The sequence below is a fragment of the Micromonospora sp. C28SCA-DRY-2 genome (genome assembly GCF_030519475.1).
Classification (GTDB): Bacteria; Actinomycetota; Actinomycetes; order Mycobacteriales; family Micromonosporaceae; genus Micromonospora.
Genome location: NZ_JAUMKD010000002.1, coordinates 445,445 through 470,056, shown reverse-complemented (window position 1 = coordinate 470,056; position 24,612 = coordinate 445,445). Strand labels below are relative to the sequence as shown.

The window sequence follows — 24,612 nt, the reverse complement described above, 5'->3', positions numbered from 1 at the left end:
CTCGATGCTCCTGCCCGGCCGGCTCGTGGTGCGGTGACGTCAGATCATGGTGAGGTCACCGGCTGGCGAGCCGGCTGCCTAAACCATCGATACGACCGCGTCACGCCGGCAAGCCTACCCGACACGACGGCCGGTGGCACCAGGCTCGTCGCGGCGTCACCCACGCCAGAGGGCGGTCCCGGCCGCCGCGGCACCGGCGTGGTGGGCGGGACCGCCGGGCGTGCCCGGTCCGCGCCCGGGGTATGGGGTTCGGCATGACGCACGAGCAGAGCGACCAGGAACGGGTGGAGTCCCGCGCGCACCTGCTGCCGGAGGAGGCCACGGTGGGCAGCGACGATCCGGTGGCGCAGGCGGACGCCATCCTCGACGAGTCCGACATCCGGGAGGAGGACCGCAACGCCGCCCCGGACACCGTGCTGGAACAGCGGACGTCGGATCAGACGGTGACGCCCAGCGAGCCGCCGGACTGAACCCGGGCGCCGCGGGCCCGGCGCGAGCCCCGGTAGGTGTGCTCGCGTACCCAGGCCAGCGGCCCGACCGCGCGCAGCCCCGCCGGCAGGTTGCCGATCGGGTCGAAGGCCAGCTCGGCGTCCGTCCGGGCGCTGAGCTGGTCGCCGAGCGCGACCTGGCCGACCGGCCGCCACGGCCCGACCGCCGACGCGACCGCGAGCACCAGGCGCGGCGCGTCCGCGCGGGTGGCCGCGGCCACCTCGGCCAGGCTCCGGCCCAGGTCCACCGACTCCGGGTCGGCCAGCGCGGCCAGCCAGAGCCGCCGCCGGTCCACCCGGTAGGACATGATCGAGCTGTACGTGCCGGCGAACCGCCGCCGGGGCAGCGGCAGGTGGCGCAGCAGCGGCGCGGCGCAGCTGGAGCTGACCAGCAGGTCGAACGGGCGGTCCCCGCCCCGGTGCATCCGTACCGCCAGGCCGAGCACGTCCGGCCAGCCGTCCGGGGTGGGCACGCCGCGGGAGAGCCGGACCGTGGCCGGGTAACGGCCGGGCCGGTCGAGCATCCCGACGCCGGTCGGCGGCCCGGCCACGCCCCAGATGGTCACCTCGCCGGTGAACGAGCGGCCGAGCGGATGCAGCAGGCGGGCGCGGCGCAGCCGGGTCAGGGCGGCGGTGGCCCGTTCCAGGGCGGCACCGGCCCGGGCGGTGGTGCCGGTCGGGGCGGACATGCCCCTGCGGTACCCGGCCGCTCGCGGTCGATACCTCCCCGGACGGCGCGTCGCGATTCCGCCCCCGAGATCGGATAGCGTCGAGCCATGCCCGACAGCGGTTACCCCTGGCCCATCGAGACGACCCGACTGGACAACGGCCTGCGCGTGGTGGTGAGCGAGGACCGCACCGCCCCCGCGGTCGCGGTGAATCTCTGGTACGACGTCGGCTCGCGTCACGAACCGGAGGGGCAGACCGGCTTCGCCCACCTCTTCGAGCACCTGATGTTCGAGGGCTCGATGAACGTGGCGAAGACCGAGCACATGAAGCTGGTGCAGGGTGCGGGCGGCTCGCTGAACGCCACCACCAACCCGGACCGCACCAACTACTTCGAGACCGTCCCGGCCGAGCACCTGGAGCTGGCGCTCTGGCTGGAGGCCGACCGGATGGGTGGGCTGGTGCCGGCGCTGACCCAGGAGACCCTGGACAACCAGCGCGACGTGGTGAAGAACGAGCGGCGGCAGCGCTACGAGAACGTCCCGTACGGCGACGCCTGGCTGCGGCTGCTGCCGCTGCTCTACCCGCCCGGGCATCCCTACCACCACGCCACGATCGGCTCGATGGCCGACCTGAACGCCGCCGACCTGGCCACCTTCCAGGCCTTCCACCGGACGTACTACGCACCGAACAACGCCGTGCTAACGGTGGTCGGCGACGCCTCCGCCGCCGAGGTCTTCGCGCTGGCCGACAAGTACTTCGGCGCCATCCCGGCCCGGGCCGACATCCCGTCCGCGCCGGACGGCCGGGTCGTCCCGGCGACCGGCCGGCCCGCCGTCGAGACGATCACCGGCGACGTGCCGGCGCCCCGGGTGTACGTGGCCCACCGCACCTACCCCTTCGGCACCCCCGGCTACGACGTGCTCACCGTGCTGGCCACCGTGCTGGGCAGCGGCCGGGGCAGCCGGCTCTACCAGCGGCTCGCCGACGGCGAGCGGATCGCGCAGCCGGACCTGGTCGGGGCGTACGGGGTGGACCTGGCGCACGCCCCCGCGCCGCTGATCGCCACCGCCACCGCCCGGCCCGGGGTGACCGGCGAGCGGCTGGCCGCCGGGCTGGCCGAGGTGGTCGACGAACTGGCCACCGTGCCGGTCACCGCGACCGAGCTGGACCGGGCCAAGGCGCTGCTGACCACCGCGTGGTGGCGGCAGATGTCCACGGTGGATGGCCGGGCGGACACCCTCGGCCGCTACGCCACCCAGTTCGGCGACCCGGCGAAGGCCGGCGAGCGGCTGCCGGCCTGGCTCGCGGTGACCGCCGAGCAGATCGCCGAGGCCGCCGCCGAGGTGCTCGGCGCCGCCGACCGGGTGACCCTGACCTACCTGCCCGAGGAGACGTCATGACGCTGATCACCCACCGTCCCGGCCCAGGCGCCGCCCGCCCGTACCGGTTCCCGCCGGTGGTCCGCCGCGCCGTGGCCGGCGGTCAGGTCGTCGCCGCGCACCTGCCCGGGCAGAACCTCGCCGTCGCGCTGCTGCTGCTCGACGCCGGCGCGGCGCGCGAACCGGTCGGCAAGGAGGGGCTCGCCGGGGTGCTGGCCAAGGCCCTGGAGGAGGGCACCGCGCAGCGCGACGCCACGGCGTACGCGCTGGCCATCGAGGCCCTCGGCACCGAGTTGGTGACCGGGCTGGACTGGGACTCCTTCCAGGTCAGCGTGCAGGTGCCGGTGGACCGGCTGAGCGCCGCCGTGGAACTGCTCGCCGAGGCGGTGCGGACGCCCCGGCTCGACCCGACCGACGTGCGCCGGGTCCGCGACGACGAGGCGACCGCGCTGCGGATGGACTGGGCCAACCCCGGCCCGCGGGCCGACGCGGCGCTGCGCGCCGACCTGTTCGGCGCCGAGAACCGCTGGGGCCGCCCGATGTACGGCGACCCCGACTCGGTCGCCGCGCTCGACGCGGAGGACGTCACGGTCTTCCACTCCGAGTGGTTCATCCGGCCCGGCACGCTGATCGTGGTCGGCGACCTGGACCGGCTCGACCTGGACGCGCTCGGCGCGGCCGCGTTCGCCGGCACCGGCGGCGGGCCGGTCGACCGGGGCGGCCCGATCGAGGTGCCGATCCGGGAGGGCCGGCGGATCATCCTGGTGGACCGCCCCGGCTCGGTGCAGTCCACGCTGCGGCTGGGCCACCCGTCGCCGCACCGGGCCCACCCCGACCACGTGCCGATGACGCTCGCCGGCACGGTGCTCGGCGGGGCGTTCACCTCCCGGCTCAACCACCTGATCCGCGAGGTGCGTGGCTACACGTACGGCATCCGGGGTGACTTCGCCTCGTCCCGCCGGTTCGGCCGGTTCGCGGTCAGCTCCGGGGTGCAGACCGCGGTGACCGCGCCGGCCCTGGTCGAGGCGGTCGGCGAGATCACCCGTACCCAGGCCGGCGGGGTGACCGAGGACGAGCTGGCGGTGGCCCGGTCCTGGCGGGCCGGCCAGCTCTCGGTCGAACTGCAGAGCCCGCGGGCGATCGCCTCCGCGCTGACCACGCTCGTGGTGCACGACCTGCCGGACGACTACCACGCGCGGCTGCGGGAGTCGCTGCTCGCCGCCGACGTCGAGCAGGTCTCCGCCGCGGCGGCGGCGCACCTGCACCCGGAGTCGCTGACCCTGGTGGTGGAGGGGGACGCGGCGGTCATCCGGGACGAACTGGTGGCCACCGGTCTCGGCGAGATCGTCGACGCCGCCCCCTGACCCGGCCGGCCTGGCCGTCGCGCCCGGCGCGCTCTCCGTCGTGGTCGGCCTGGGGTGTGGCCCGCCATGCCCGGCTCCGGGCGGTCAGGCTTGATCCCTGCGCCGGTCACGGCGGGCCACACCCCGTCGTGGGCCGGGTGCGTCCAGGGGTGCCGGGAACGAGACAGCGCCATGCTTCCTTGATCCACACCGGGTCGGGGATATGGGGGTGTCCGGCGGCGGATGGCGCAACTTCGGGGACCTTGAGTGGGATCAAGCCGGCTGTGATGTGGGTCGCTGGTGGGCTTCGGCGGGGTGGCGGGTTGGCGGGGGCGCCGGGCGTGGGACCGGTGGGGATGCTGCGGTGGGGGTGGCGGTGGTCCGCGAATCTTCCGGAGCGGGGCGCGTAGGGGCGAGGTCGTTGCGGCCGGCGGGCCGTTCCGGCGCGCGGGCGGCGCCGGCCGGGCCCGGTGTGGCGTGGGCCCGGGCGGTGGGAAAGCGTTCCCGGTCGGGGGCCGGGGCTGGGTAGCCTCGCGGGCATGAGGATCGGCATTGTGGGGGCCACCGGCCAGGTCGGTGGCGTGATGCGGCAGGTGCTGGGCGAGCGGGAGTTCCCGGCGGAGCAGGTGCGGTTGTTCGCCTCGGCCCGGTCGGCCGGGCGGGCGCTGCCCTGGCGGGACGGCGAGATCACCGTGGAGGACGCGGCCACCGCCGACTACACCGGCCTGGACATCGTGCTCTTCTCCGCCGGCAAGGGCACCGCCAAGGAGCTCGCACCCCGGGTCGCCGCCGCCGGCGCGGTCGTGATCGACAACTCGTCCGCGTTCCGGATGGACCCGGAGGTGCCGCTGGTCGTCGCCGAGGTGAACCCGCACGCCGCCGCCGTACGCCCGAAGGGCATCATCGCCAACCCGAACTGCACCACGATGGCCGCGATGCCGGTGCTGCGCCCGCTGCACGAGGAGGCGGAGCTGGTCAGCCTGGTCGTCTCGACGTACCAGGCGGTCTCCGGCGCCGGCCTGGCCGGCGTGGCCGAGCTGGACGAGCAGGTCCGCAAGGTCGTCGAGCACGCCAGCGGCCTCACCTTCGACGGCGCCGCCGTCGAGTTCCCCGCCCCGCGCTCCTTCGCCCAGCCGATCGCGTTCAACGTGCTCCCGCTGGCCGGCTCGGTCGTCGACGACGGCTCGGAGGAGACCGACGAGGAGCAGAAGCTGCGCAACGAGAGCCGCAAGATCCTCGAGATCCCCGGGCTGAAGGTCTCCGGCACCTGCGTCCGGGTGCCCGTCTTCACCGGCCACTCGCTCCAGGTCAACGCCCGGTTCGCCCGGCCGATCACCCCGCAACGGGCCCGCGAGCTGCTGGCCGACGCGCCCGGCGTGGCGCTCAGCGACGTGCCCACCCCGCTGCAGGCCGCCGGGCAGGACCCGACCTACGTGGGTCGGATCCGGGCCGACGAGACCGCCGAGCACGGTCTCGCCCTGTTCTGCTCCAACGACAACCTGCGCAAGGGCGCGGCGCTCAACGCCGTGCAGATCGCCGAACTGGTGGCCGCCGAGCTGGGCTGACCCGGAGCGGGGATGACGGGGCGAGGCGACTCGACGAGGAGGACGCGGTGCCGGACGACCGTACCCAGGAAGCGCTGACCGACCTGATCGCCGGCCGGTGGATGGGGGTGCTGGCCACCATCCGCCGGGACGGGCGGCCGCAGCTGTCCACCGTGGTCTACGCCTTCGACCGGGAGCGCGGCCTGATCCGGGTGTCGGTGACCGACGACCGGGCCAAGACGGCCAACCTCCGCCGGGACCCGCGGGCCAGCTTCCACGTGAGCAGCGACGACGGCTGGGCGTACGCGGTCGCGGAGGCGCGCGCCGAGCTGACCCCGGTGGCCGCCGACCCGGCCGACGCGACCGTCGAGGAACTGGTCGGGCTCTACCGGTCGATCCAGGGCGAGCATCCGGACTGGGACGACTACCGGCGCGCGATGGTCGCCGAACGGCGGCTGGTGCGGCTGCACGTCGAGCGCGTCTACGGCGCCCCGCCCCGCGGCTGACCCGCGCGGACCGCGCCCGCGCCGATCCGCCCGGCACAACGGGTCGGATCCGTCGGGTGCTTGGCGCGTCAGCCCGGCTCGACGACCGTGACACCGGGCCAGCGCTGGGCGGGGCGGTGCCGGGCCAGCCGCTGCCGCGACCGGGCCACGTCCACCCGGGCCGGGTTGTGCCGCCAGAGCCCGCCGAGCAGGTCGGCCAGCCCGTACGGGGCGCAGACCTCCAGCCGGTCGGTCGCGTCCAGGCGGACCGCCACCGCGGTGGCGTACTCGGGCCAGGTGGCCACCGCCTCGGCCACGCTCCGGTAGGGCGGGATCGGGTCACCGCCGAACGTGTCCGCGTACCAGGTGTGCACGGCGGCCTGGTTGCGCGCCTCCCAGGGCGGCTCGGCCCAGGCCGCCACCAGTCGGGCGGTGGCCCGGTGGTCGTTGTCGCGGCTGAGATCCCCGGGGTCGAAGAAGACCACGTCCACGTCCCGGACCGCCCCGGGATCGAACCCGTCCCCGTAGCGCTCGCCCCAGACCAGGTCGCGCAGGGTGCCCGCGCCGATCCAGGCGTCCGGCAACCCCGAGTCGCGTACCACGGCCAGTGCCCGCAGCACCCACGGGCTGCCCCGGACCAGCTCGCCCAGCTCCCGCTCGTGCCGACCCACGCCGACACGCTAGCCGGGCGCGGGGCCGGGGCGTTACCCCGGCGGGGCGGCGGGTAGACCGCCGGTGCCGAACCGAGAGGGGAGCACCATGACAACGGTCGGAGAGTTCATGACGACCCGGTTGGTGACGATGGACGGCAACGACACGCTCACCGCGGCGGCGCAGGAGATGCGTGACAGCGCCATCGGCGACGTGGTGGTGACCGACGGCGACAACGTGGTCGGCATCGTCACGGACCGGGACATCACGGTCCGGGCCGTCGCGGAGAACCTGGACCCGAACACCACCGCGCTCAACCGGATCACCAGCAAGGACGTGATCACGGTGAGCCAGTACGACGACGCGGTGGCCGCCGCGGACCTGATGCGGACCTACGCCGTGCGCCGGTTGCCGGTCGTCGACGACGGGCGCCTGGTCGGGCTGGTGTCCATGGGCGACCTCGCGGTCGAGCGGGAGCCCCAGTCGGTGCTCGCCGACATCAGCGCCGACGACCCGAACAACTGACCTGTCCGCCGCGGTGGGCCGGCTCTCCGGTGCGGGGAGCCGGCTTCGCTGCGTTCCGTGGCGCCGTGTGAGCCCGCGCCCCGCCGCGCCCGGGTGGCGTCGGCGCGGCCCCGCGGCGTGCGGGACGTCAGGCCGGTTCGACGCCCACCCGCACCTCGGTGGCGCCCCGCGCGGCGGCCACGACGGCCGCCTCGGCTTCCAGCTCGCGGCGGGCGCGGCCCGGCAGCGCGCGGCCGTCGAACGGGGTGACCGTCACCTCCAGAGCGCCCCGGCCCGCCACCTTCGCCCGCCAGACACCGGCCACCTCGCCGTCGACCAGCAGCGCGCCGGGATTGCCGATGATCCGCCAGAGTTGCTTCTGGTGGGCCTTCTCCGGCACCAGCGCGTCGCGGTCCCGGGCCTGGAGGAACGGGTCACCGGGCGGCAGCAGCCGGACTCCCGGCGCCGGCCGGGCCTCGCGCAGCGCGTCGAGCCGGTCGGCCGGCAGCCAGGCCCGCCGCCCGGCCACCCGCACCTCGGCCAGCCCTTCGGGCCACACCCCGCGCAACGCGCCGGCGCTGGTGCCGAGGAAACCGGCCACCTCGGCCGGGGTGGCCGGGCCGAGCAACCGCAGGTAGGCCAGCACCAGCGCGTCGGTGCCCGCCGCGCGCTCCGGCGGGCCGGTCCAGCCGGACAGCGGGGCGAGCGTCGCCGACCGCCCGGAGACCGCCAGGCGTACCCCGCCGGCGAGGCCGGCCTGCTGGAAGAGCGCCCCGGAGATGTGCCGGGCGCCGCACGGCTCGCAGTCGTACGTCAGCTCGGCCGGCACCCGGTCGCTCACCGCGCGGCTCACGTCGCCGCGGGCCATCGGCGCGGTGACCACGGCGGCGAACGCGTCCGCCGTGACCCGGAAGGCGGCCAGCCCGAGCCGGGCCCCCTCGCGGATGCGGCCGGGCAGGCGTCGGGTGGCGTCCGCGTCGTCCAGCGGCCAGATCGCGGCGGCCAGCTCGGGTAGCTCGGCGCGCCGGTGCAGGTGCGGCGCCCCGCGCATCGACCAGACCAGCTCCAGCCGGTCGTCGCCGGTGGGCGCGCCCCGGGCGGCGAGCGCCAGCCGGGCCGAGCCGTACGGAGTGTCCTGCACGCCCAGGTCGAGCACCGCGAGGTCGGCCGCGGCGCGCCCCGGGCGGTGCAGCTCCTGCGCGGCCGCCCGGTAGGCGAGGACCTGCTCCCGGCTGACCTCCGTCCCGCCCCTGGCCATCCGACCTCCCGACCTCCACCCCGGCTCTCCCGGGGCTCCTGCGCCCGGCTTTCCCGGAGGCTACTGCCCGGCCGGGAGAACCGGGCGCCGGCTCACCCGATCCGGGCGAGGTTGACGCCGCTCCGGCCGGGGACCCGGTGCACCGAGGCCGAACGCCGGACGGTGGGACGTACGTGGCACAACGCCCCCACCCGGGCCGGCGGGGAGCCGGGACCGACCGACGGGGAGGAGAGGGCCCGATGGTGGACGCGACCACGAGGTTCTTCGAGGATCTCGACCGGCGGGGGTTCGAACCCGTGCTGGCGAAGACCAAGGGGACCCTGCGCTTCGATCTGCACGAGGGGGCGCAGACCACGCACTGGCTGCTGCGGATGGATCGGGGCCGGGTCGAGGTGACCCAGGAGGACGCCGAGGCGGACACCGTCGTCGGGACCACGCCGGAGTTGTTCGAGGACCTGGCCACCGGGCGGGAGAACGGGATCGCGGCGCTGTTCCGCGGGGACATGACGGTGACCGGTGACGCCCGGCTGGTGGTGCAGGTCGAACGGCTCTTCCCCGGCCCGCCGGACAGTCGCGGGCCGCGCCGGCGCTTCGAGAGGGGGATGCAGCGATGAGCCAGAGCAGCACCATCCGGATCCTGGACGGCAACACCTTCGTGGTCTCCGAGGACACCGGCGACATCGAGGCGACGCCGACCGAGCCGACCGGCCTCTTCTCCCTCGACATGCGGTACCTGTCCACCTGGGTACTGACCATCAACGGGGAGCGGCTCAACGCCCTCTCCTACGACGACCTCCAGTACTACGAGGCCCGGTTCTTCCTGGTGCCCGGGGTGGCGACGCACTACATCGACGCCAAGCTCTCGGTGATCCGGGAACGCGCGGTCGGCGGCAGCTTCCGCGAGCAGTTGACCATCCTCAACCACGACGAGAAGCCGGTCGACCTGGAGATCCGGATCGACGCGGCGGCCGACTTCGCCGACCTGTTCCAGGTCAAGGACGAGATCCTGAACAAGAAGGGCGAGCTCTACTCCGAGGCGGAGCCGGACCGGCTGCGGCTCGGCTACCGGCGGGGCAACTTCAAGCGGGAGACGGTGATCTGCTCGTCCGTGCCGGCCCGCTACGACCGGCAGGGCCTCGCGTACACCGTCCACCTGGAACCCAACGAGCAGTGGGACACCCGGATCGACGTCCAGACGATGGCGGTCGGGCCGGGTGGCCGGGACCTGCGGATGGGGTTGCGGGCGCACGGCAACGAGCGGCTCGCCCTCCAGCACGACCTGGAGGAGTGGCTGCGCAACGCGCCCAAGGTGAACACCCAGCACGAGGAGTTGGCCAGCACCTACCGGCGGAGCCTGATCGACCTGGCGGCGCTGCGCTTCTCGCCGCTCTCCCTCGGCGGGGCGACCCTGCCGGCCGCCGGCCTGCCCTGGTTCATGACCATGTTCGGCCGGGACAGCATCCTGACCTGCCTGCAGACGCTTCCCTTCACGCCGCAGCTGTCCCAGACCACGCTGCGGATCCTGGCCGCGTTGCAGGGCACCCGGTTCGACGACTTCCGGGACGAGGACCCCGGGCGGATCCTGCACGAGATGCGCTACGGCGAGACCGCGGCCTTCGAGGAGCAGCCGCACACGCCGTACTACGGCTCGGTGGACGCCACCCCCTTGTTCGTGGTGCTGCTCGACGAGTACGAGAAGTGGACCGGGGACGCCGCGCTGGTCAAGGAGTTGGAGCAGGAGTCGCGGGCGGCGTTGAAGTGGGTCGACGACTACGCCGACCTGGTCGGCAACGGCTACATCTGGTACGAGCGGCGCAACAGCGACACCGGCCTGGAGAACCAGTGCTGGAAGGACTCCTGGGACTCGGTCTCCTACCGAGACGGCAAGCTGCCGCCGTTCCCCCGGGCCACCTGCGAGGTGCAGGGGTACGCGTACGACGCGAAGATGCGCGCCGCGCGGCTGGCCCGCGAGTTCTGGGACGACCCCGAGTACGCCGACCGGCTGGAGCGCGAGGCGGCGCAGTTGAAGGAGCGGTTCAACCGGGACTTCTGGGTGGAGGACGGCGAGTTCTACGCGCTCGCCCTCGACCCGGACGGCCGGCAGTGCGACGTGCTCAGCTCCAACATCGGGCACCTGCTGTGGAGCGGCATCGTCGACCACGAGCGGGCCGAGAAGATCGCCCAGCATCTGGTCGGGCCCCGGCTCTTCTCCGGTTGGGGGGTGCGGACGCTGGCCGAGGGCGAGGTCCGTTACAACCCGATCGGCTACCACAACGGGACGATCTGGCCGTTCGACAACTCCTTCATCGCCTGGGGCCTGCGCCGGTACGGCTTCGCCGAGGAGTCGGCGATCATCGCCAGCGGCATCCTGGACGCCGCCCGCTACTTCCAGGGCCGGCTGCCGGAGGCGTTCGGCGGCTACCCGCGCGAGCTGACCAAGTTCCCGGTCGAGTACCCGACCGCGTGCAGCCCGCAGGCGTGGTCGACCGGCACCCCGATGCTGCTGCTGCGCACCATGCTCGGCCTGGAACCGCACGAGGGGCACCTCGCGGTGGAGCCGCGGCTGCCGGTCGGGATGGGCCGCATCGAGGTGCTGGACATCCCGGGCCGGTGGGGCCGGGTGGACGCGTTCGCCCGGGGCCGGATGGAGATCGAGGAGCCGGCCGGCTGACCGGAGCGTCCAGCCGCCGGCGGACCGGGTCTGCTCCGCCGGCGGCTCCGCTCGCTCACCGGCGTCAGGCGGGTGGCAGGACGGTGTCCAGGAACGCCCCGGCCACCGCGGCCAGGTCCGGGCGGTGCAGGTCGAGCGCGTGCCCGCCGTGGGTGATCCAGGCGTGCACCGGGTGCCCGGCGGCCAGCAGCGCCGCCGCCAGGTCCACCGACTGGCTGACCGGCACCGACCGGTCGTCGACGCCGTGTACCAGCAGCACCGGCACCCGGTTGCCGGCGTGCGTGCCGACGGTCGCGTCCACGGTCGCCGGGTCGCCGGCGGCGGGCGGATGGCCGAGCAGACCGGCCCACGGGTCGTCGGGGCGGCGCAGCCGCCGCCAGTCGGCGGCCAGCGGGTCGACGGCCGGCCAGTAGGCCAGGGCGGCGGTCACGTCGTCCGGCCGGTCCACCCCGCGCAGCGCCAGGTGCAGGGCGAGCATGCCGCCCGCCGAGTCACCCGCCACCAGCAGCGGACGACCCTCGGCCGCCGCGCGGGCCTGCCGGGCCGCCGCGCGTACGTCGTCGAGCTGGGCCGGCCAGTGCGCCCGGTCGACCAGCCGGTAGGTGGCCGGCACCACGCGCAGGCCGTGGCGGGCCAGGGCGGCGCCGTCCTCGGTCGAGCGGGCCCGCCAACCGCCGCCGTGGATCCAGAGCAGCACCGCACGTTCGGTCATCCCGCCAGCCTGCCCCGGCCCGGCCGGGCCCGCCCACCCGGTATGCCGACGGCAGACGCGCCGACGGGTCGATCGACCCTGGCGTGACTCACAGCTCCGCGGGGTACCGTCTGCGGATGCCGGAACTCGTGTACCCGCCTGTGATCGCCGCCGCCAAGACGATGTTCCGCGTCCTCGACCTGAAGATCACCGTCGAGGGCGCGCACCATGTCCCGCGTACCGGCGGGGCGGTGCTGGCCAGCAACCACGTCAGCTACCTGGACTTCATCTTCTGCGGCCTGGGCGCGCACCCGGCGAAGCGGCTGGTCCGCTTCATGGCCAAGCAGTCCGTGTTCCGGCACAAGGTGTCCGGCCCGCTGATGCGCGGCATGCGACACATCCCGGTGGACCGCCGCGCGGGCGCCGGGTCGTACGCGACAGCGGTCAGCGCGCTGCGCCGGGGCGAGGTGGTCGGCGTCTTCCCGGAGGCCACGATCAGCCGGTCGTTCACGGTGAAGGAGCTCAAGAGCGGCGCCACCCGGATGGCCCAGGAGGCCGGCGTGCCGGTCCTGCCGGTGGCGCTCTGGGGCACCCAGCGGCTCTGGACCAAGGGCCGCCCGCGTACGCTCACCCGCCGGCACACCCCGATCACCATCCTGGTCGGCGAGCCGATGGACCCGGCCGGTTACCCGGACGCGAACGCGATGACCGCCGAGCTGAAGCACCGGCTGGCCGCGCTGGTCGACCGGGCCCAGCGGGAGTATCCGGAGGCGCCCGCCGGCCCGGACGACAGCTGGTGGCTCCCCGCCCACCTCGGCGGCACCGCCCCCACCCCGGAGGAGGCCGCCGCCCTCGACGCCGGCCCCCGCCGCACCTCCCCGGCCTGATCCCCCCTCCCCGCGATCTTGCACTCGGTGCCCCGGCAAACGCGGCAAAGGCCCCAGAGAAGGGGCGGAAAGCGCAAGATCGCGGGAGCGTGGGGTGGGGCGTGGGCGTGGGCGTGGGTGGGGTGGGGTGGGGTGGGAGGGTGGCCGGATCGTTCCGCAGCGGGGCAGGATGGTGTCTGCCGGCACGACCCCCGGCCAGCCAGGATTCAGGGCATGAGCAGAGCAGCACTCGTCGTCATCGACGTCCAGGAGTCCTTCCGGCAGCGCCCGATCTGGGCGTACGCCTCGAACCCCGACATCGTCGGCGCGGTCGACCGGCTGGTCGCCGCGGCGCGCGACCGGGGCGACCTGGTGGTCTGGGTCCTGCACGCCGAACCCGGCAGCGGTGGCGTGTTCGACCCGGCGCACGGGCACGTCCGGCTGATCGAGGGGCTGGCCCCCGCGGCGGGGGAGCCGACCCTGGTGAAGACGTCGCACAACGCGTTCACCACCACCAACCTCCAGCAGATGCTCACCCTGGCGGGCATCCGCGAGATCACCGTCTGCGGGATCCGCACCGAGCAGTGCGTGGAGACCACCACCCGGGTCGGCTGCGACCTCGGCTACGAGATGACCTTCGTGACCGACGCCACGGTGACCTTCCCGACCCCGCACCGGGACCTGCCGGAGACCGCCACCCTGGCCGAGATCCTCGCCGACCCGCGCACCCTCTCCACCGACGAGATGATCGCCCGCACCGAGTACGCCCTGGCCGGCCGGTTCGCCACCGTCCGGACCGTGGCCGAGGTGACCGGCGCCGTCCCGGCCGGCGCGCGGGGCTGAGCCGTGGCCCGGGTCGTCTTCCTGCTCGTCCCGCAGGTGCACCTGCTGGACCTCGCCGGGCCGGCCCAGGTCTTCTCCACCGCCGCCGATCTCGGGTACGACTACCGCCTGCACTACGTCGCGGACCGGCCGCAGGTGCCGACCGTGCAGGGCGTACCGCTGGTGGCCGGGCTGGACTGGCCCGAGTTGACCCGCGACGACCTGGTGGTGGTGCCCGGGTGGCGGACCAGCGCGCACGGCCCGCAGGGGCCGGTCGGCCCGGACGGCCTGCGGCGGCTGGCCGACCACCACGCCCGGGGCGGGACGGTGGCCAGCGTCTGCGCCGGCGCGTACGCCCTGGGTCGGGCCGGCCTGCTCGACGGCCGGCGCTGTACCACCCACCACGACGTGCAGGACGACCTGGACCGCCGGTTTCCGGCGGCCCGGGTGGTCCGGGACGTGATCTACGTGGTCGACGACCGGGTGGTCACCTCGGCGGGCATCGCCAGCGGCATCGACGTGGCGCTGCACCTGGTGGCCACCCGGCACGGCCCGGCGGCGGCCGCCCGGATCGCCCGCACGCTGGTCCTCTACGCCCGGCGCAACGGCCACGAGCAGCAGGCCAGTGCCATGATGCGGCACCGCTCGCACCTGTCCGACGCGGTGCACCGGGTGCAGGACCTGATCGACTCCCGGTTCGCCGAGCCGCTGCCGCTGGCCGAGCTGGCCGCCGCCGGCGGGGTCGCCGAGCGCACCCTCACCCGGCTGTTCCGCCAGGCCACCGGGCTGACCCCGCTCGGCTACCAGCAGCTGCTGCGGGTGGAACGCGCCGAGCACCTGATCGGGCACGGCAGCACGGTGGAGGCCGCGGCCCGCACCGTGGGGTTCACCGACGCCCGCATGCTGCGCCGGCTGCGGGCCCGCGCGAACCGGAGCCCGAGCCCGTCGGGTGGTAGTAGTCGTCCCGGGAGCGGAACTCCACCGGAAGCGACCCGGGCAGCGTGATCCGCCCGTCGCCGGCCAGCGGCCCGCCTCCGGCGCGTAGCCGCAAGACGTCCCGCTCGGCCGGGGAGAGGTCGACCAGCTGCGGCCGGGTCAGCCGGAAGGTCGCCACCGACCGGCGTACCTGCCGGGCCAGCTCGGTGACCTCGTCGACCGGGCCGGCCAGGGCGAGTGCCGGCTGCCAGATGGTGCGCAGCGCGTCGCAGACCACCAGCAGTCGGGCCGGTCGGTCCGGTCCGGCCGGCACCAGCTCCAGCCGGGACGGCCACTGCCAGCGGATCTGACCACTGACCAGGCCCGGCGTCCGGGCGCGGCGGCGGTGCCGGGCGTTGTCCCGCGCCCCGCCGACCACGGCCAGCTGCCACCCGCTGCCCGCGTACGCGATCCGCCGGTCGGTGACGGTCACCGACACCGCGGCGGGCAGCGCCCACCGCTGCCACGCCTCGGTCGGGCCGAGCAGGTAGCCGGCGGCGTGCAGCCGGTGCCGCCACAGCACCCGCTCACCCGGGTCGGGCACCAGCTCGTGGCGCCGGTCGAGCACCGGGGCGACGTCGTCGTCCGGCGCGTCGAACCGGTGCGGACCGATGAAGAAGGGGGACGCGTCGTCATGCATGGTCAGGATCTCCCGGAGCAGACGGCCTTACCCACCGAGCGTCGCCGAACCGGGCCACGGTGTCATGACACCCGTTAGGGGGTCGGCCGGTCGTAGGACGCTTGTGACCGGTAGATGCCGATCTCCTCCGGCCGGATGAGGCCGTCCTCGATCGCCCGGGCGAGCAGTGCCGCCTTCGTGGCGGCCGGTCGCCCCGCCCGGGTGTACTTGATCCGCGCCCGGTCGACGTACTGCTTGACCGTGTGTTCGCTGATCCGCATCCGGCGGGCCACCGACGCCTTCGACATCGACTGGAACCACAGCAGCAGCGCCTCGCGTTCCTTGTCCGACAGGACCGGCCGGTCCGGGCGGGCGTCGCCGACGATCGCCCCGGCCAGCGCCGGCGGCACGTACGGGCGGTCGCTGGCCGCGGCCAGCACGGTGGCCACGCAGTGCTCCCGGCCCTCGTGCTTGGCGAGGAACGCCACCGCCCCCGCGTCCAGCGCGGCGAGCATGGTCTGCGGGTCGGTGTGCTCGGAGTAGACCACCACCCGCCGGCCGGCCGCGCTCAACTCGGCGAGCTTGTCCAGCGCCATCCGGCCGTGCAGCCGCAGGTCGAGCAGGACCACGTCGGCGGCCGGGGCGGCCCGCAGCACCTCGTCCGGATCGTCGCCGGTGGCCAGTACGGTCAGCCGCGGCTCGGTGGCCAGCCAGGCCCGTACCCCCTCGACCACCACCGGATGGTCGTCGACGATCGCCACGCCCACCGGTCGCTCGCCGGTCACCGGCGCCACCGGGTCTGCGTCCATCTGATCTCCCCGTCGTGTTCGTGAAGCAGTTCCACCCGGCCGTCGCCGTCGCCGTCGCCGTCGTCGCCGCCGTCGTCGCAGGCCGTCGGTGGCCCGCTGCCGGCCGGGCCGTCCCGGTCCGGCGCGACGAGGCTCACCACCACCTCGTCCGGCCCGGCGACCACGGTCAGCCGGGCCCAGTCGCGGGCGCCGGCCAGGGCGGCGGTGGGCGGGTCGACCAGCCGCCGGCGAACCTCCACCGGGAGCGGCGGGGGCGTGCCGATGGTGACCAGGTCGATCGGCAGGCCGCTCCGTTCGGCCAGGTCCGCCGCCGCCCGCAGCTCGTGCAGCAGCGGGTCCGGCACGTCGTCGGATTCGGCGATGAGCCGGCGCAGCCGGGCCGCGGCCAGCACGCAGCGGCGCTGCACGTCCGGGTCGGCCGGGTCGGCCCGCCCGTCCGCCAGCTCGGCGAGCACCTTCTCGGCGGTCCCGCTGACCAGCGCCAACCGTTCCCGGCGGTCGCGGCGGGCCCGCTCGGCGGCCTCCCGCTCCGCCGCCATCGCGTGCGCCGTCGCCGCGGCGGCGGCCCGCTGCCGGGCCAGCGTGGCGATCACCGCGCCGCCCACGAAGACCGCCACCGGCAGCGACAGGGTGCCGTAGACGTACATCGCGTAGCGGGCCAGGTCGGCGGGGGCGGTCGCGCCGTGACCGAGCACGGCGACCAGCGCGATCAGCGAGTGCGCGGCCAGCAGGGCGAGCAGCCCGATCACCCGCCGCCCCCAGAGCACCAGCACGAAGAACCAGCCGAGCGTGCCCCACCCCCAGTTGGCGGCGGTGAAGAGCTGCCCCTCGCCGGCCGCCGCGAAGACCGCCGCGTCGACCACCAGCAGCAGCATCGCCAGCGGCCAGGCCGGCAGCGGGACACCGCGCAGCAGCCGTACGCCGGCCAGCACGCCGGTCGCCGCGACGACCAGCCAGCCGGCCGCCGCCACCGCCGGGGCCGCGAGGTCGGCCCGGGCCGCCAGCACGGCGGGCAGCGCGATCGCGGTGTGCCAGGCGAGCGCGATGGCCACCACCACGATCCGGGCACCCCGGTCGGAGACGCTGGCCACGGCCGCCGCCGCCTGTCGCGCCTCGACCGCCACCGGCCCGGCCGCCGTGGACCCGGCCACCGTGGACCCCGTGCCGGTGGGTCCGGCGGTCGTGGCGCGGGCGGTCTCAGTGGACACCGGGCCACTCCAGCCGGATCCGGGTGCCGGCGCCGGGTGCGGACTCGACCACGGCCCGCCCGCCGACGCTGGCCATCCGGCCGCGGACCGACTCCCGCAGGCCGTACCGGTGGGCCGGCACGCGCTCCGGGTCGAAGCCGGGGCCGTCGTCGGCGACCTCCACCGCGACGGTGCCGGCCACCCGGTCCAGCCGTAACGCGGCGGTGGCGCCGGGCGCGTGCCGGGCCACGTTGGACAGCGCGGCGTAAGCGCTCTCGGCGAGCGCCTCGGCGACCGGCCCGGGCACCGTGCAGGGTGTCAGCTCGGCGGTCACCCGCAGTTCGGGCAGCCGGTGCAGCACCGCGGTGAGCCGGTCGGCCAGCGGCGCCGGCCCGTCGTCCGGCGCCGACCGCGCGTCGGCCAGCGCGGTGAGGGTACGCAGGTCGGCGGCGCAGCGCTCGCGCAGCCGCGGCGAGGGGCCGGCCACCGCGCCGAGCCCGACCATGGTGAGGGTGGCCAGCACGGTGTCGTGCAGGTCCCGGTTCTGCCGCCGCTCGGCGTCCCGGGCGGTCCGGGCCACCAGCGCGTCCCGGGTCAACCGCTGGTGCTCGGCGAAGCCGCGGTCGGCCCGGCCGATCCGGCGGCGCATCACCGCTGTCATCATCGCCGTGCAGGCCGTCTGCACCAGCAGGGTCGCCGCGTGCGCGGTCGCCTCGTCGGGGTTGCCGGCGGTGTGCGCGCCGGCCGCGTAGGCGGCGGTGACCAGCAGCCCGGCCGGGACCGACCAGCGTGCCGGCGCGGTGGCCTGGGTGTTGATCACGGTGGTGCTGGCCAGCACCGCGACCCAGCTCCCCTCGCCGGGCAGCACCTCCGGTGCCACCAGAACCGGGATCGCCAGGCAGGTGGCGGCGGTCAGCGCCACGTCCCCGGCGACCAGCGGCCCGGTGACGCCGTGCCGCAGCGCCCGCACCGCGTACCAGAGGGACCAGGCGGTCAGCGCGGCCACGGCCGGGACCAGCAGCGCTGGCTCCACGGGCGGGGTGCGGACCGCGAGCGCCACCGCCGCGCCGACCAGCCCACAGGTCAGCCGGAGCAGTGCGGGGAGGGTGGTGAAGATGAGCGCGAACGCGCCGCCGGCCGGGTTGTCCAGCAGGGCCGGGGGCGTGGTCGGAGTGGGAACGGCCGACATCGGGGAGAAGTCCTTTGCGACAACGACCCGATCCGGGCCCGCGCTGCGGAGATAGACGCCGGAGAATAACACGCGTTTTCGGCGGGGTGACCCTCAGTGTGCGGCGTGTCGCTGCTCGGTCATCATGCCGGCGTCCGCGCCGTGGCCAGCAGGTGCGCGCTGGTGCCGAGCACCTCGGGGTCGCGTTCGAAGAGGGCAGCGCAGCGCAGCACCTCGGCGAAGAGCGCGCCGTCGGTCTCCGGGCCGCCGGCCAGCGGCAGCAGCGGCCAGAGCGGACCCTCGATGCCGTACAGCTCGGGCCGGGGCAGCCCGGCGGCCCGGAACTCGTCGACCACCTCCGCCGGGCGGTGGAAGTAGGCGGTGGTGAAACCGGAGACCGGGTCGTTGACGCCGGAGGCGTAGGCGGCGAGCAGGGCGGGACGGGTGCGGTCGTCGACCCGACCCTGCCGTATCAGGTCCAGCAGCGGGGCGTGCCGGCTGATCGTCGCGGTGACCACCAGGCCGCCCGGCCGGGTCAGCCGCAGCGCCTCGCCGAGTGCGGCGATCCGGTCGGCGCGGTCGGTGAGGTGGTAGAGCGGCCCGAGCAGCAGGGTCGCGTCGGCGCACCGGTCGGCCAGTGGGAGCCGGCGGGCGTCGCCGACCGTCGCGGTCACCGCCGGGCACGCCTGCCGGGCCGCCGCCGCGTGCGCCGGAACGAGGTCGACCAGGTGCACCCGGTGACCCGCGTCCGCCAGCCAGCCGGCGTGCGCGCCGGGGCCGCCGCCGACGTCGAGCACGGTCGCCGGTGCCGCCGGCAGCAGCCCGGCCAGCAGGTCGCGGGTACGCAGCGCCTCCAGCCGTCCGTGCGGCGACCGGGACAGCCGGTCCGCCTCGACGAAGACGTCGGTGTAGTACCGCACGACGTCGGGCTCGGCAGGTCGGTGCTCCGGCATCCGTCGATGGTGGACGAGCCCGGTCGACCCGTCACCCGGTTTACCCTCGCGCGCTCCCCGGCCGGCCGGCGTCACCGTCGCGGGTACCCGCGCCGGTCGCGTCGCGGTGGGCGTGGAGGTCGCGGAGCAGGGCGACCTCGGCGAGGTGGTGGATCGCCTCGCGGTTGATGTGCAGCACCAGCGACGCCAGCGGGAGGTCGGCGTAGGGGCCCTCGGCCGGGCCGCACCGCCGGGCCAGCCCGTCGTGGCCCAGGCCGCGCACGCCGTCGAGCCAGCGGTCGTACGCCTCGTCGAGTTGGCTCAGCGCGGCGGCGCCCGTGCCGGCGTACGGGAAGGAGCCGTAGTCGACCGGCGGGCCGCCGAAGTGGGCGGCGTTGCGGGCGCCGAACACGCCGACGATGACGTGGCCGAGCCGCCAGGCGATCGTGGTGACCGGTGGCGGGTCGGGCTCGGGGACCGCGAAGTCGATCAGGTGGTCGCCCTGCCCGACCGCCATCGGCGCGCTGCTCGTGCCGCGTGGCCGTACGCCCCAGCAGCCCGGCACCGGCTCCCAGTGGTATTCGGCGTCGGTCAGCCCGTCGAGGCGCGGCCGGGCCTGCTGACGCCAGTGCCAGTCGAGCTGCTCGACCAGCTCGTGGTTCCAGTCGACGTCCATACCGGGCACGTTACGCCCGGGGTCCGACCCTCGCCCGGCTCGCGACCGGCACCGTCCCCGGCGACCGGCCGCCATACTCGGGTCGAGCGCGTAACGTCCCTGACGGTTCCCGCCGCGAGTCGGTTGGCCGGCCGGCGATCGTGCGGCGGGGGCCGGACCGGGACACCGATACCGGCGCGTGGGCGCCGGGTCCGATGAGTTTCCACCGCGGGAGGGGTCAACACCGTCATGACGAACACGCACACGCTGGAGACCGCCGAGGCCGACATCGTCTACGACGTGCGCGGCCCGCTGCCCACCGCCGACGGACGCCCACCGCTGTTCATGATCGGTCAGCCGATGGAGGCCGCCGGCTTCGCCACCCTGGCCTCGTACCTGCCCGACCGCACAGTGGTCACCTACGACCCGCGCGGCCTCGGCCGCAGCCGCCGCAAGGACGGCCGGGTCGACCACGCGCCCACCGTCCAGGCCGCCGACGTGCACGCCGTCGTCGAGGCGCTGGGCGTCGGGCCGGTCGAGATGTTCGCCAGCAGTGGCGGCGCGGTGACCGCGCTGGCGCTGGTGGCGGCCTATCCCCACGATGTGACCACCCTGGTGGCCCACGAGCCACCCCTCCTCTCGCTGCTGCCCGACGCCGAGGCGGCCGAGCGCGCCCGCGCCGACATCCGGGACGTGTACCAGGCCAAGGGATCGAACGCGGGCATGGCGGCCTTCATCGCCATGACCTCCTGGCAGGGCGAGTTCACCGCCGACTACTTCGCCCAGCCCGCGCCGGACCCGGGCCAGTTCGGGATGCCGAGTGAGGACGACGGTTCGCGTGACGATCCGCTCCTGTCGGACCGGTCCTGGGCGGTCAGCAGCTATCGCCCGGACCTGGAGGCGCTGGCCGCGGCACCGACCCGCATCGTGGTCGCCGTCGGTGAGGAGTCCGCCGGCGTCCTCACCGGACGGACCGCGGTGGCCACCGCCGAGCTGCTCGGCCAGCGGCCGAGCGTGTTCCCCAGCCACCACGGCGGCTTCCTCGGCGGCGAGTTCGGCTACGCCGGCCAGCCGGAGGCGTTCGCCCGCAGGCTGCGCGCGGTCCTCGACGGCGACGACTGACGGGAGGCCCCCTGCCGCCGACGGTGGTCGCCCGGTCAGGAGGGCTCGATCCACCGGCCGGCGGTGAGGAAACGGTCGATCGTCCCGGTGTACGGGCCCGGGTCGAGTGACCTCTCCCGGATCCAGCCGTCGTCGTAGTAGGTGCCGCGGTAGGCGTCGGCGCCGTCGCAGATCAACGTGGCGATGCTGCCGGATTCGCCCTGTTCGCGCATGCGGTGGGCGATGCGCAGCGCGCCCCAGAAGTTGCTGCCCGTGGAGGGGCCCACCGACCATCCGGTGGTCGCCGCCAGGTGCCGCATCGCGGCGAGGCTCGCCGCGTCCGGTACGGGCATGGCCAGATCGATGACCCCGGGCAGGAACGCCGGCTCGACCCGGGGTCGGCCGATGCCCTCGATCCGGGACGGCATTCCGGTGCCGTAGCCGTCGTAGCCGGTGACCCAACTCGGCCAGTACGCCGAGTTCTCCGGGTCCACCAGCGCGAGGCGGGTGGGGTAGCCGTGGTAGCGGATGTGGCGTCCCACCGTGGCACTGGTCGATCCGGTGCCGGCACCCACGACCGTCCACGCCGGCGCCCGGCCCTCCTGCTCCAGGACCTGCGCCAACAGGGCCGCCCCGACGCTGTCCGGGGCGCGCCAGTCCTCCGCCTGCGCCGCCGCGGCGAAGTGGTCGAGGTGGTGACCACCGAGCTCGGCGGCGAGCCGGACGGCCTCGTCGTAGATGGCCGCGGGCGGATCGAACGGGTGGCAGCGGCCGCCGTACCGCTCGATCCGCGCTCGTTTCGCCGGCGCCGTCTTCCCCGGCACGACGGCGACGAACGCCACGCCGATCAGCTGGGCGAAGTAGGCGGTGGCGACCGCGGCGTTTCCGGCGGTTGCCGCGACGACAGTGGTGCCCGGCCGGATGTCGCCCCGGGCGACCGCGTCCTCCACGAGCCGCCGGACCACCCGGTGCTTGAGGCTTCCGGTGGGACGCAGGGACTCGTCCCGGAAGTACAGCGGGATTCCCCACGACTGCGGCAGCGGGTAGCGGCGCAACGGGATGGGCGGCTCGGCGGCGGCTTCGGCGCGGAGCCGCGCCAACGCCTGCTGCGCCCACCGGCGCGTTCCGGCCTGCGTCGAGTCGCCAGGATCGGTCACAGTGGCCCCCGTGCTGGTGAAGATCAACGCGTGCACCTCATCGTAGGGCTCGCGGCGCGTGGCGACCTGTGCGCACCCACCTCGACGGGTGGGTCCGCCGCCGGTGTGGCGGGCGGCTGACCTGTGTAATCGGTTTGCCGCTGGTCAGCGCGGTCGGGTAGGAATGGCGGCGGCGCCGGCAGCCTGCGTGATCGACCGGATGGCCGGTCGAGATCCGCCACTACTCGTCGAGAAGCTGCTCTCGAAGGATGTCCGCGTGCCCACAGTGCTGGGCGAGCTCGCGCAGCACGTGGAGGTACACCCACCGCAGCGGAACCGGGCCGCGCCGGTGCCCGTGCAGGATGTCGTCCAGCTCCAGGGACGCGGTCGCCCGACGGGATGCTTCGCAGGCTTCGCGGTGTGCCGCCTGGACGGTGGCGATCGTGTCGTCGTCATCGAGGACGAACGACTCCTCCGACGACGCGGGGATGCCGATCTCGGCGCGCGACCGGCCCGTGACGGCTTCGTCGAACCAGACCTTCTCGACGAAGGTCGCGTGCTTCACCAGACCCAGCAGCGTGGTCCGGGAGGCCACCAGCGACCGGCGCGCCTGTTCCTCGGTCAGCCCGTCCAGGCAGCCGTTGAGCGCGCCGCGGTGCTCGTCGAGGAACGCCTCGAACTGGGCCCGGGCTGGCAGTGCGACGACCTGGTCGGCGAAGGTGGGCGGGAAGGAAGGCATGGGCGAAGCATCCCAGACCGCCGCCGGTGGGCAACCGGTAGCTGGCCTAGTGCTCGGCGATCGCCGCGACCGCCTCGATCTCGATCAGGAGGTCCGGTCGGAACAGGCCCGCCACCTGGACCAGTGAACTGGTCGGCGGCCGTTCCACGTTGACGAACTCGTCCCGTACCGCCCGTACGGTGGCCAGCGCCGAGGTATCGACGACGTAGAAGGTGAGCTTGAAGACGTCGTCCCACGTCGCGCCCGCGGCGGCCAGCGCGGCACCGACGTTCCGCATGGCTTGGCGGGTCTGAGCCGCCCAGTCCCCGGCGGGTGCCGCGGTGCCGTCCGCGGCGATGGGCACCTGACCGGACGTCCAGATCAGCCGGCTGCCCGGGCCGATGGTGGCCACGTGGCTGTAGCCGTTGGGCTGCGGGAGCGTCTCTGGCGTAGCGAGTTCGATGTGCGCCATGGCGAGCACTCTACGACCGGACACAGCCAGTAACGGAGCTGGGCCAACCCTGGGTACGCACCTCGACGGGCACCACAAGGGCTACCCGCCTTCCCGGACGGGGCCAAGGTCGTACCTCCGGTAGGACGCTCCACCTTGTCCCCGCCCGGGGAGGCTGGACGGTCTGGCGCCGGCCCGACGAGGAGATCCTCTCCAGGCAGCGCTTCACCGGCCCTACGGTCGCTCTGGTCAGCAGCACCACCGGCACCGGGGCCGGGACGTAGGTGCGCTACCGCTGACCGTGGTGAATCTCCGGCTCGGCGGTGCCGAACGGGTTGTCGATGACGTACCGCCAGCGGCCGTCGGGACCGCGGCGGGCGACATCGGTGGCGGTGCCTTCGATGTGCACGGGTCGGCCGTCGCGATCGGTGCCGTCAATGGTCCAGTCCACGATGAGCAGGGCGACATCGTCGGCCACGTAGACGTGCCGGGGCCGCACCTCGATGGGGAGCCCGAGGTCGAGGAAGCGCTGGTTGGCCGCGATCCGGGCGGCACCGGTGACGGGCTGGCCCGGGACGGTGACCAGTAGGCCTCCAGGTTCGTAGACCTGCTCGACCGCCGCGACGTCCCCGGAGTTGAAGGCGCGGGCGAACACCGACGGGTGCTGGGCCGCGCTGTCGCTGAGCGGGACACTCGTGGAGTGGGTGTGGAGATCGGAAGACATGCTGACAGTCAAGGTGCTGCTCGCGCAGGTAACCAAACGGTGAGCGGCGGCTGGGCTCGCGACCTGGTGCCGGACCAGCGCGGCGCGACCCGCCGGCCGGAGCCTGGCTGCCCCGTCGAGGTCGCCCTGGCCGCGGTGAGCGGCCGGTGGGCCACCCTGGTGCTGCGGGAGTTGATGCACGGCCCCCGATCGTTCGGCCAGCTTCAGGCGGCGCTGCCCGACCTGAGCGCCAAGGTGCTCAGCGAGCGGCTCGCGGCGCTGACCCGGCAGGGCCTGGTCGAGCGTGACCGCTCCCGCACCTTCCCGCCGAGCACCTGCTACCGCCTCACCCGTGCCGGTACCGAGCTGCGCCCGCTGCTCGTCGAGCTCTACCGGACCGGGGACGCGCTGCTGCGCGAGCGGGCATGACGGGCGATGAACGTCCGCGGGTGCCAGCTGGGAGGCGAGGCGGGTGAGAGCGGGTCCGCCACGCTCCTCGGATCAGCGGGCAGGCCGGGCCAGCCACCCACGCGAGCCGATCAACTTTGGGAAGTGGAGGCGCGCCCGGCAGGATTCGAACCTGCGGCCTTGGGATTAGAAGTCCCCTGCTCTATCCGCTGAGCTACGGGCGCATGGTGCGGTCGTCGCGCCAGAAGGGTACCGCCGCCCCCGCCGGCAGCGGTGGAACGGGTGCCCGGCTGGTCACGCCGCGGATCAGCGTCGCACGTGCTGCCGACCGGTGGCACCCGGATTCCGGCCCGCCGCCCACCGCGGCGCCTTTGGTCCG

Annotated in this window: 27 protein-coding genes and 1 tRNA gene; 13 read left to right on the top strand and 15 right to left on the bottom strand. The window is 74.8% G+C overall.

The window, feature by feature from the left end; translation table 11 throughout:
- The first annotated feature begins 254 nt into the window (after nucleotides 1-254).
- On the top strand, nucleotides 255-470 hold the full coding sequence (locus tag Q3W71_RS10655; protein ID WP_302919140.1) for a hypothetical protein: 216 nt from the start codon (nucleotides 255-257) through the stop codon (nucleotides 468-470).
- On the opposite strand, the gene Q3W71_RS10650 is transcribed toward Q3W71_RS10655, so the two are convergent.
- A complete protein-coding gene (locus tag Q3W71_RS10650; RefSeq protein ID WP_302919139.1) occupies nucleotides 437-1,177 on the bottom strand; it encodes a phosphodiesterase in 741 nt (246 codons plus the stop codon). The two genes, Q3W71_RS10655 and Q3W71_RS10650, sit on opposite strands and share 34 nt — an antisense overlap.
- Nucleotides 1,178-1,264: 87 nt before the next feature.
- Here Q3W71_RS10650 and Q3W71_RS10645 point away from each other — a divergent pair, with 87 nt between their 5' ends.
- The 4 genes from Q3W71_RS10645 to Q3W71_RS10630 all read left to right on the top strand — a co-directional run bounded on the left by Q3W71_RS10645 (nucleotide 1,265) and on the right by Q3W71_RS10630 (nucleotide 5,929).
- The gene (locus tag Q3W71_RS10645; protein WP_302919138.1) at nucleotides 1,265-2,557 is read left to right on the top strand and encodes a pitrilysin family protein; all 1,293 of its coding nucleotides are present in this window, start codon (nucleotides 1,265-1,267) and stop codon (nucleotides 2,555-2,557) included.
- Entirely contained in the window at nucleotides 2,554-3,900 is a 1,347-nt protein-coding gene (locus Q3W71_RS10640; protein WP_302919137.1) for a pitrilysin family protein, read from the top strand. Before Q3W71_RS10645 ends, Q3W71_RS10640 begins: the two co-directional genes overlap by 4 nt.
- Nucleotides 3,901-4,418: 518 nt before the next feature.
- Nucleotides 4,419-5,444 carry an aspartate-semialdehyde dehydrogenase gene (locus tag Q3W71_RS10635; RefSeq protein WP_302919136.1) on the top strand — a complete coding sequence of 342 codons (1,026 nt, stop codon included), beginning with the start codon at nucleotides 4,419-4,421 and terminating at the stop codon, nucleotides 5,442-5,444.
- Between the two features lie 47 nt (nucleotides 5,445-5,491).
- Complete coding sequence (locus Q3W71_RS10630) at nucleotides 5,492-5,929, top strand: PPOX class F420-dependent oxidoreductase (RefSeq protein WP_302919135.1); 438 nt, start codon at nucleotides 5,492-5,494, stop codon at nucleotides 5,927-5,929.
- A 68-nt stretch (nucleotides 5,930-5,997) separates the two neighbouring features.
- Here Q3W71_RS10630 and Q3W71_RS10625 read toward each other — a convergent pair whose 3' ends face one another.
- On the bottom strand, nucleotides 5,998-6,579 hold the full coding sequence (locus tag Q3W71_RS10625) for a nucleotidyltransferase family protein (RefSeq protein ID WP_302919134.1): 582 nt from the start codon (nucleotides 6,577-6,579) through the stop codon (nucleotides 5,998-6,000).
- An 88-nt stretch (nucleotides 6,580-6,667) separates the two neighbouring features.
- Here Q3W71_RS10625 and Q3W71_RS10620 point away from each other — a divergent pair, with 88 nt between their 5' ends.
- Entirely contained in the window at nucleotides 6,668-7,084 is a 417-nt protein-coding gene (locus tag Q3W71_RS10620) for a CBS domain-containing protein (protein WP_302919133.1), read from the top strand.
- A gap of 127 nt (nucleotides 7,085-7,211) precedes the next feature.
- Here Q3W71_RS10620 and Q3W71_RS10615 read toward each other — a convergent pair whose 3' ends face one another.
- Nucleotides 7,212-8,321: a crosslink repair DNA glycosylase YcaQ family protein gene (locus Q3W71_RS10615; RefSeq protein WP_302919132.1), complete on the bottom strand. Its 1,110-nt coding sequence runs from the start codon at nucleotides 8,319-8,321 to the stop codon at nucleotides 7,212-7,214.
- A 239-nt stretch (nucleotides 8,322-8,560) separates the two neighbouring features.
- Here Q3W71_RS10615 and Q3W71_RS10610 point away from each other — a divergent pair, with 239 nt between their 5' ends.
- Both Q3W71_RS10610 and Q3W71_RS10605 read left to right on the top strand, forming a co-directional pair.
- Nucleotides 8,561-8,935 carry an SCP2 sterol-binding domain-containing protein gene (locus Q3W71_RS10610; protein WP_302919131.1) on the top strand — a complete coding sequence of 125 codons (375 nt, stop codon included), beginning with the start codon at nucleotides 8,561-8,563 and terminating at the stop codon, nucleotides 8,933-8,935.
- Complete coding sequence (locus tag Q3W71_RS10605) at nucleotides 8,932-10,992, top strand: glycogen debranching N-terminal domain-containing protein (protein WP_302919130.1); 2,061 nt, start codon at nucleotides 8,932-8,934, stop codon at nucleotides 10,990-10,992. The genes Q3W71_RS10610 and Q3W71_RS10605 overlap by 4 nt, the downstream gene beginning before the upstream one ends.
- 64 nt (nucleotides 10,993-11,056) lie before the next feature.
- Here the strand turns inward: Q3W71_RS10605 and Q3W71_RS10600 are convergent, their stop codons facing one another.
- Nucleotides 11,057-11,704 (bottom strand): alpha/beta hydrolase, encoded by a 648-nt coding sequence (locus tag Q3W71_RS10600; RefSeq protein ID WP_302919129.1) that lies wholly within the window; start codon nucleotides 11,702-11,704, stop codon nucleotides 11,057-11,059.
- A 116-nt stretch (nucleotides 11,705-11,820) separates the two neighbouring features.
- Here Q3W71_RS10600 and Q3W71_RS10595 point away from each other — a divergent pair, with 116 nt between their 5' ends.
- The 3 genes from Q3W71_RS10595 to Q3W71_RS10585 all read left to right on the top strand — a co-directional run bounded on the left by Q3W71_RS10595 (nucleotide 11,821) and on the right by Q3W71_RS10585 (nucleotide 14,376).
- On the top strand, nucleotides 11,821-12,570 hold the full coding sequence (locus Q3W71_RS10595) for a 1-acyl-sn-glycerol-3-phosphate acyltransferase (protein WP_302919128.1): 750 nt from the start codon (nucleotides 11,821-11,823) through the stop codon (nucleotides 12,568-12,570).
- Between the two features lie 213 nt (nucleotides 12,571-12,783).
- The gene (locus Q3W71_RS10590) at nucleotides 12,784-13,392 is read left to right on the top strand and encodes a cysteine hydrolase family protein (RefSeq protein WP_302919127.1); all 609 of its coding nucleotides are present in this window, start codon (nucleotides 12,784-12,786) and stop codon (nucleotides 13,390-13,392) included.
- Nucleotides 13,393-13,395: 3 nt separating this feature from the next.
- On the top strand, nucleotides 13,396-14,376 hold the full coding sequence (locus tag Q3W71_RS10585) for a GlxA family transcriptional regulator (protein ID WP_302919126.1): 981 nt from the start codon (nucleotides 13,396-13,398) through the stop codon (nucleotides 14,374-14,376).
- Here Q3W71_RS10585 and Q3W71_RS10580 read toward each other — a convergent pair.
- The 6 genes from Q3W71_RS10580 to Q3W71_RS10555 all read right to left on the bottom strand — a co-directional run bounded on the left by Q3W71_RS10580 (nucleotide 14,258) and on the right by Q3W71_RS10555 (nucleotide 19,737).
- Nucleotides 14,258-14,986, bottom strand: a complete 729-nt coding sequence (locus Q3W71_RS10580; RefSeq protein WP_302919125.1) for a hypothetical protein — start codon at nucleotides 14,984-14,986, stop codon at nucleotides 14,258-14,260. The genes Q3W71_RS10585 and Q3W71_RS10580 overlap by 119 nt on opposite strands.
- A gap of 74 nt (nucleotides 14,987-15,060) precedes the next feature.
- Entirely contained in the window at nucleotides 15,061-15,774 is a 714-nt protein-coding gene (locus tag Q3W71_RS10575) for a response regulator transcription factor (RefSeq protein WP_302919124.1), read from the bottom strand.
- Nucleotides 15,747-16,925 (bottom strand): hypothetical protein, encoded by a 1,179-nt coding sequence (locus Q3W71_RS10570; protein ID WP_302919662.1) that lies wholly within the window; start codon nucleotides 16,923-16,925, stop codon nucleotides 15,747-15,749. Before Q3W71_RS10570 ends, Q3W71_RS10575 begins: the two co-directional genes overlap by 28 nt.
- A 46-nt stretch (nucleotides 16,926-16,971) precedes the next feature.
- A complete protein-coding gene (locus tag Q3W71_RS10565; protein WP_302919123.1) occupies nucleotides 16,972-18,150 on the bottom strand; it encodes a sensor histidine kinase in 1,179 nt (392 codons plus the stop codon).
- 122 nt (nucleotides 18,151-18,272) lie between these two features.
- Nucleotides 18,273-19,082: a class I SAM-dependent methyltransferase gene (locus Q3W71_RS10560; RefSeq protein ID WP_302919122.1), complete on the bottom strand. Its 810-nt coding sequence runs from the start codon at nucleotides 19,080-19,082 to the stop codon at nucleotides 18,273-18,275.
- Nucleotides 19,083-19,122: 40 nt separating this feature from the next.
- Nucleotides 19,123-19,737, bottom strand: a complete 615-nt coding sequence (locus Q3W71_RS10555) for a DinB family protein (protein WP_302919121.1) — start codon at nucleotides 19,735-19,737, stop codon at nucleotides 19,123-19,125.
- A 228-nt stretch (nucleotides 19,738-19,965) separates the two neighbouring features.
- On the opposite strand from Q3W71_RS10555, the gene Q3W71_RS10550 reads away from it, so the two are divergent.
- A complete protein-coding gene (locus tag Q3W71_RS10550) occupies nucleotides 19,966-20,838 on the top strand; it encodes an alpha/beta fold hydrolase (protein WP_302919120.1) in 873 nt (290 codons plus the stop codon).
- A 35-nt stretch (nucleotides 20,839-20,873) separates the two neighbouring features.
- On the opposite strand, the gene Q3W71_RS10545 is transcribed toward Q3W71_RS10550, so the two are convergent.
- The 4 genes from Q3W71_RS10545 to Q3W71_RS10530 all read right to left on the bottom strand — a co-directional run bounded on the left by Q3W71_RS10545 (nucleotide 20,874) and on the right by Q3W71_RS10530 (nucleotide 23,846).
- On the bottom strand, nucleotides 20,874-21,974 hold the full coding sequence (locus Q3W71_RS10545; RefSeq protein WP_302919119.1) for a PLP-dependent cysteine synthase family protein: 1,101 nt from the start codon (nucleotides 21,972-21,974) through the stop codon (nucleotides 20,874-20,876).
- 220 nt (nucleotides 21,975-22,194) lie between these two features.
- Nucleotides 22,195-22,692, bottom strand: a complete 498-nt coding sequence (locus Q3W71_RS10540; RefSeq protein WP_302919118.1) for a DinB family protein — start codon at nucleotides 22,690-22,692, stop codon at nucleotides 22,195-22,197.
- 46 nt (nucleotides 22,693-22,738) lie between these two features.
- Nucleotides 22,739-23,143, bottom strand: a complete 405-nt coding sequence (locus Q3W71_RS10535; protein ID WP_302919117.1) for a RidA family protein — start codon at nucleotides 23,141-23,143, stop codon at nucleotides 22,739-22,741.
- A gap of 268 nt (nucleotides 23,144-23,411) precedes the next feature.
- On the bottom strand, nucleotides 23,412-23,846 hold the full coding sequence (locus tag Q3W71_RS10530; RefSeq protein WP_302919116.1) for a DUF4440 domain-containing protein: 435 nt from the start codon (nucleotides 23,844-23,846) through the stop codon (nucleotides 23,412-23,414).
- A 66-nt stretch (nucleotides 23,847-23,912) separates the two neighbouring features.
- On the opposite strand from Q3W71_RS10530, the gene Q3W71_RS10525 reads away from it, so the two are divergent.
- Nucleotides 23,913-24,254: a helix-turn-helix domain-containing protein gene (locus Q3W71_RS10525; RefSeq protein ID WP_302919661.1), complete on the top strand. Its 342-nt coding sequence runs from the start codon at nucleotides 23,913-23,915 to the stop codon at nucleotides 24,252-24,254.
- 130 nt (nucleotides 24,255-24,384) lie between these two features.
- Here the strand turns inward: Q3W71_RS10525 and Q3W71_RS10520 are convergent.
- Nucleotides 24,385-24,457 (bottom strand) — tRNA-Arg (locus Q3W71_RS10520).
- Nucleotides 24,458-24,612 lie beyond the last annotated feature (155 nt).

Bases quoted from the DNA above. Each gene is read 5' to 3' on its own strand.
- Q3W71_RS10655 (WP_302919140.1), top strand. From the start codon at position 255: ATGACGCACGAGCAGAGCGACCAGGAACGGGTGGAGTCCCGCGCGCAC.
- Q3W71_RS10650 (WP_302919139.1), bottom strand. From the start codon at position 1,177: ATGTCCGCCCCGACCGGCACCACCGCCCGGGCCGGTGCCGCCCTGGAA.
- Q3W71_RS10645 (WP_302919138.1), top strand. From the start codon at position 1,265: ATGCCCGACAGCGGTTACCCCTGGCCCATCGAGACGACCCGACTGGAC.
- Q3W71_RS10640 (WP_302919137.1), top strand. From the start codon at position 2,554: ATGACGCTGATCACCCACCGTCCCGGCCCAGGCGCCGCCCGCCCGTAC.
- Q3W71_RS10635 (WP_302919136.1), top strand. From the start codon at position 4,419: ATGAGGATCGGCATTGTGGGGGCCACCGGCCAGGTCGGTGGCGTGATG.
- Q3W71_RS10620 (WP_302919133.1), top strand. From the start codon at position 6,668: ATGACAACGGTCGGAGAGTTCATGACGACCCGGTTGGTGACGATGGAC.
- Q3W71_RS10615 (WP_302919132.1), bottom strand. From the start codon at position 8,321: ATGGCCAGGGGCGGGACGGAGGTCAGCCGGGAGCAGGTCCTCGCCTAC.
- Q3W71_RS10610 (WP_302919131.1), top strand. From the start codon at position 8,561: ATGGTGGACGCGACCACGAGGTTCTTCGAGGATCTCGACCGGCGGGGG.
- Q3W71_RS10605 (WP_302919130.1), top strand. From the start codon at position 8,932: ATGAGCCAGAGCAGCACCATCCGGATCCTGGACGGCAACACCTTCGTG.
- Q3W71_RS10600 (WP_302919129.1), bottom strand. From the start codon at position 11,704: ATGACCGAACGTGCGGTGCTGCTCTGGATCCACGGCGGCGGTTGGCGG.
- Q3W71_RS10595 (WP_302919128.1), top strand. From the start codon at position 11,821: ATGCCGGAACTCGTGTACCCGCCTGTGATCGCCGCCGCCAAGACGATG.
- Q3W71_RS10590 (WP_302919127.1), top strand. From the start codon at position 12,784: ATGAGCAGAGCAGCACTCGTCGTCATCGACGTCCAGGAGTCCTTCCGG.
- Q3W71_RS10580 (WP_302919125.1), bottom strand. From the start codon at position 14,986: ATGCATGACGACGCGTCCCCCTTCTTCATCGGTCCGCACCGGTTCGAC.
- Q3W71_RS10575 (WP_302919124.1), bottom strand. From the start codon at position 15,774: ATGGACGCAGACCCGGTGGCGCCGGTGACCGGCGAGCGACCGGTGGGC.
- Q3W71_RS10565 (WP_302919123.1), bottom strand. From the start codon at position 18,150: ATGTCGGCCGTTCCCACTCCGACCACGCCCCCGGCCCTGCTGGACAAC.
- Q3W71_RS10560 (WP_302919122.1), bottom strand. From the start codon at position 19,082: ATGCCGGAGCACCGACCTGCCGAGCCCGACGTCGTGCGGTACTACACC.
- Q3W71_RS10555 (WP_302919121.1), bottom strand. From the start codon at position 19,737: ATGGACGTCGACTGGAACCACGAGCTGGTCGAGCAGCTCGACTGGCAC.
- Q3W71_RS10550 (WP_302919120.1), top strand. From the start codon at position 19,966: ATGACGAACACGCACACGCTGGAGACCGCCGAGGCCGACATCGTCTAC.
- Q3W71_RS10540 (WP_302919118.1), bottom strand. From the start codon at position 22,692: ATGCCTTCCTTCCCGCCCACCTTCGCCGACCAGGTCGTCGCACTGCCA.
- Q3W71_RS10535 (WP_302919117.1), bottom strand. From the start codon at position 23,143: ATGGCGCACATCGAACTCGCTACGCCAGAGACGCTCCCGCAGCCCAAC.
- Q3W71_RS10530 (WP_302919116.1), bottom strand. From the start codon at position 23,846: ATGTCTTCCGATCTCCACACCCACTCCACGAGTGTCCCGCTCAGCGAC.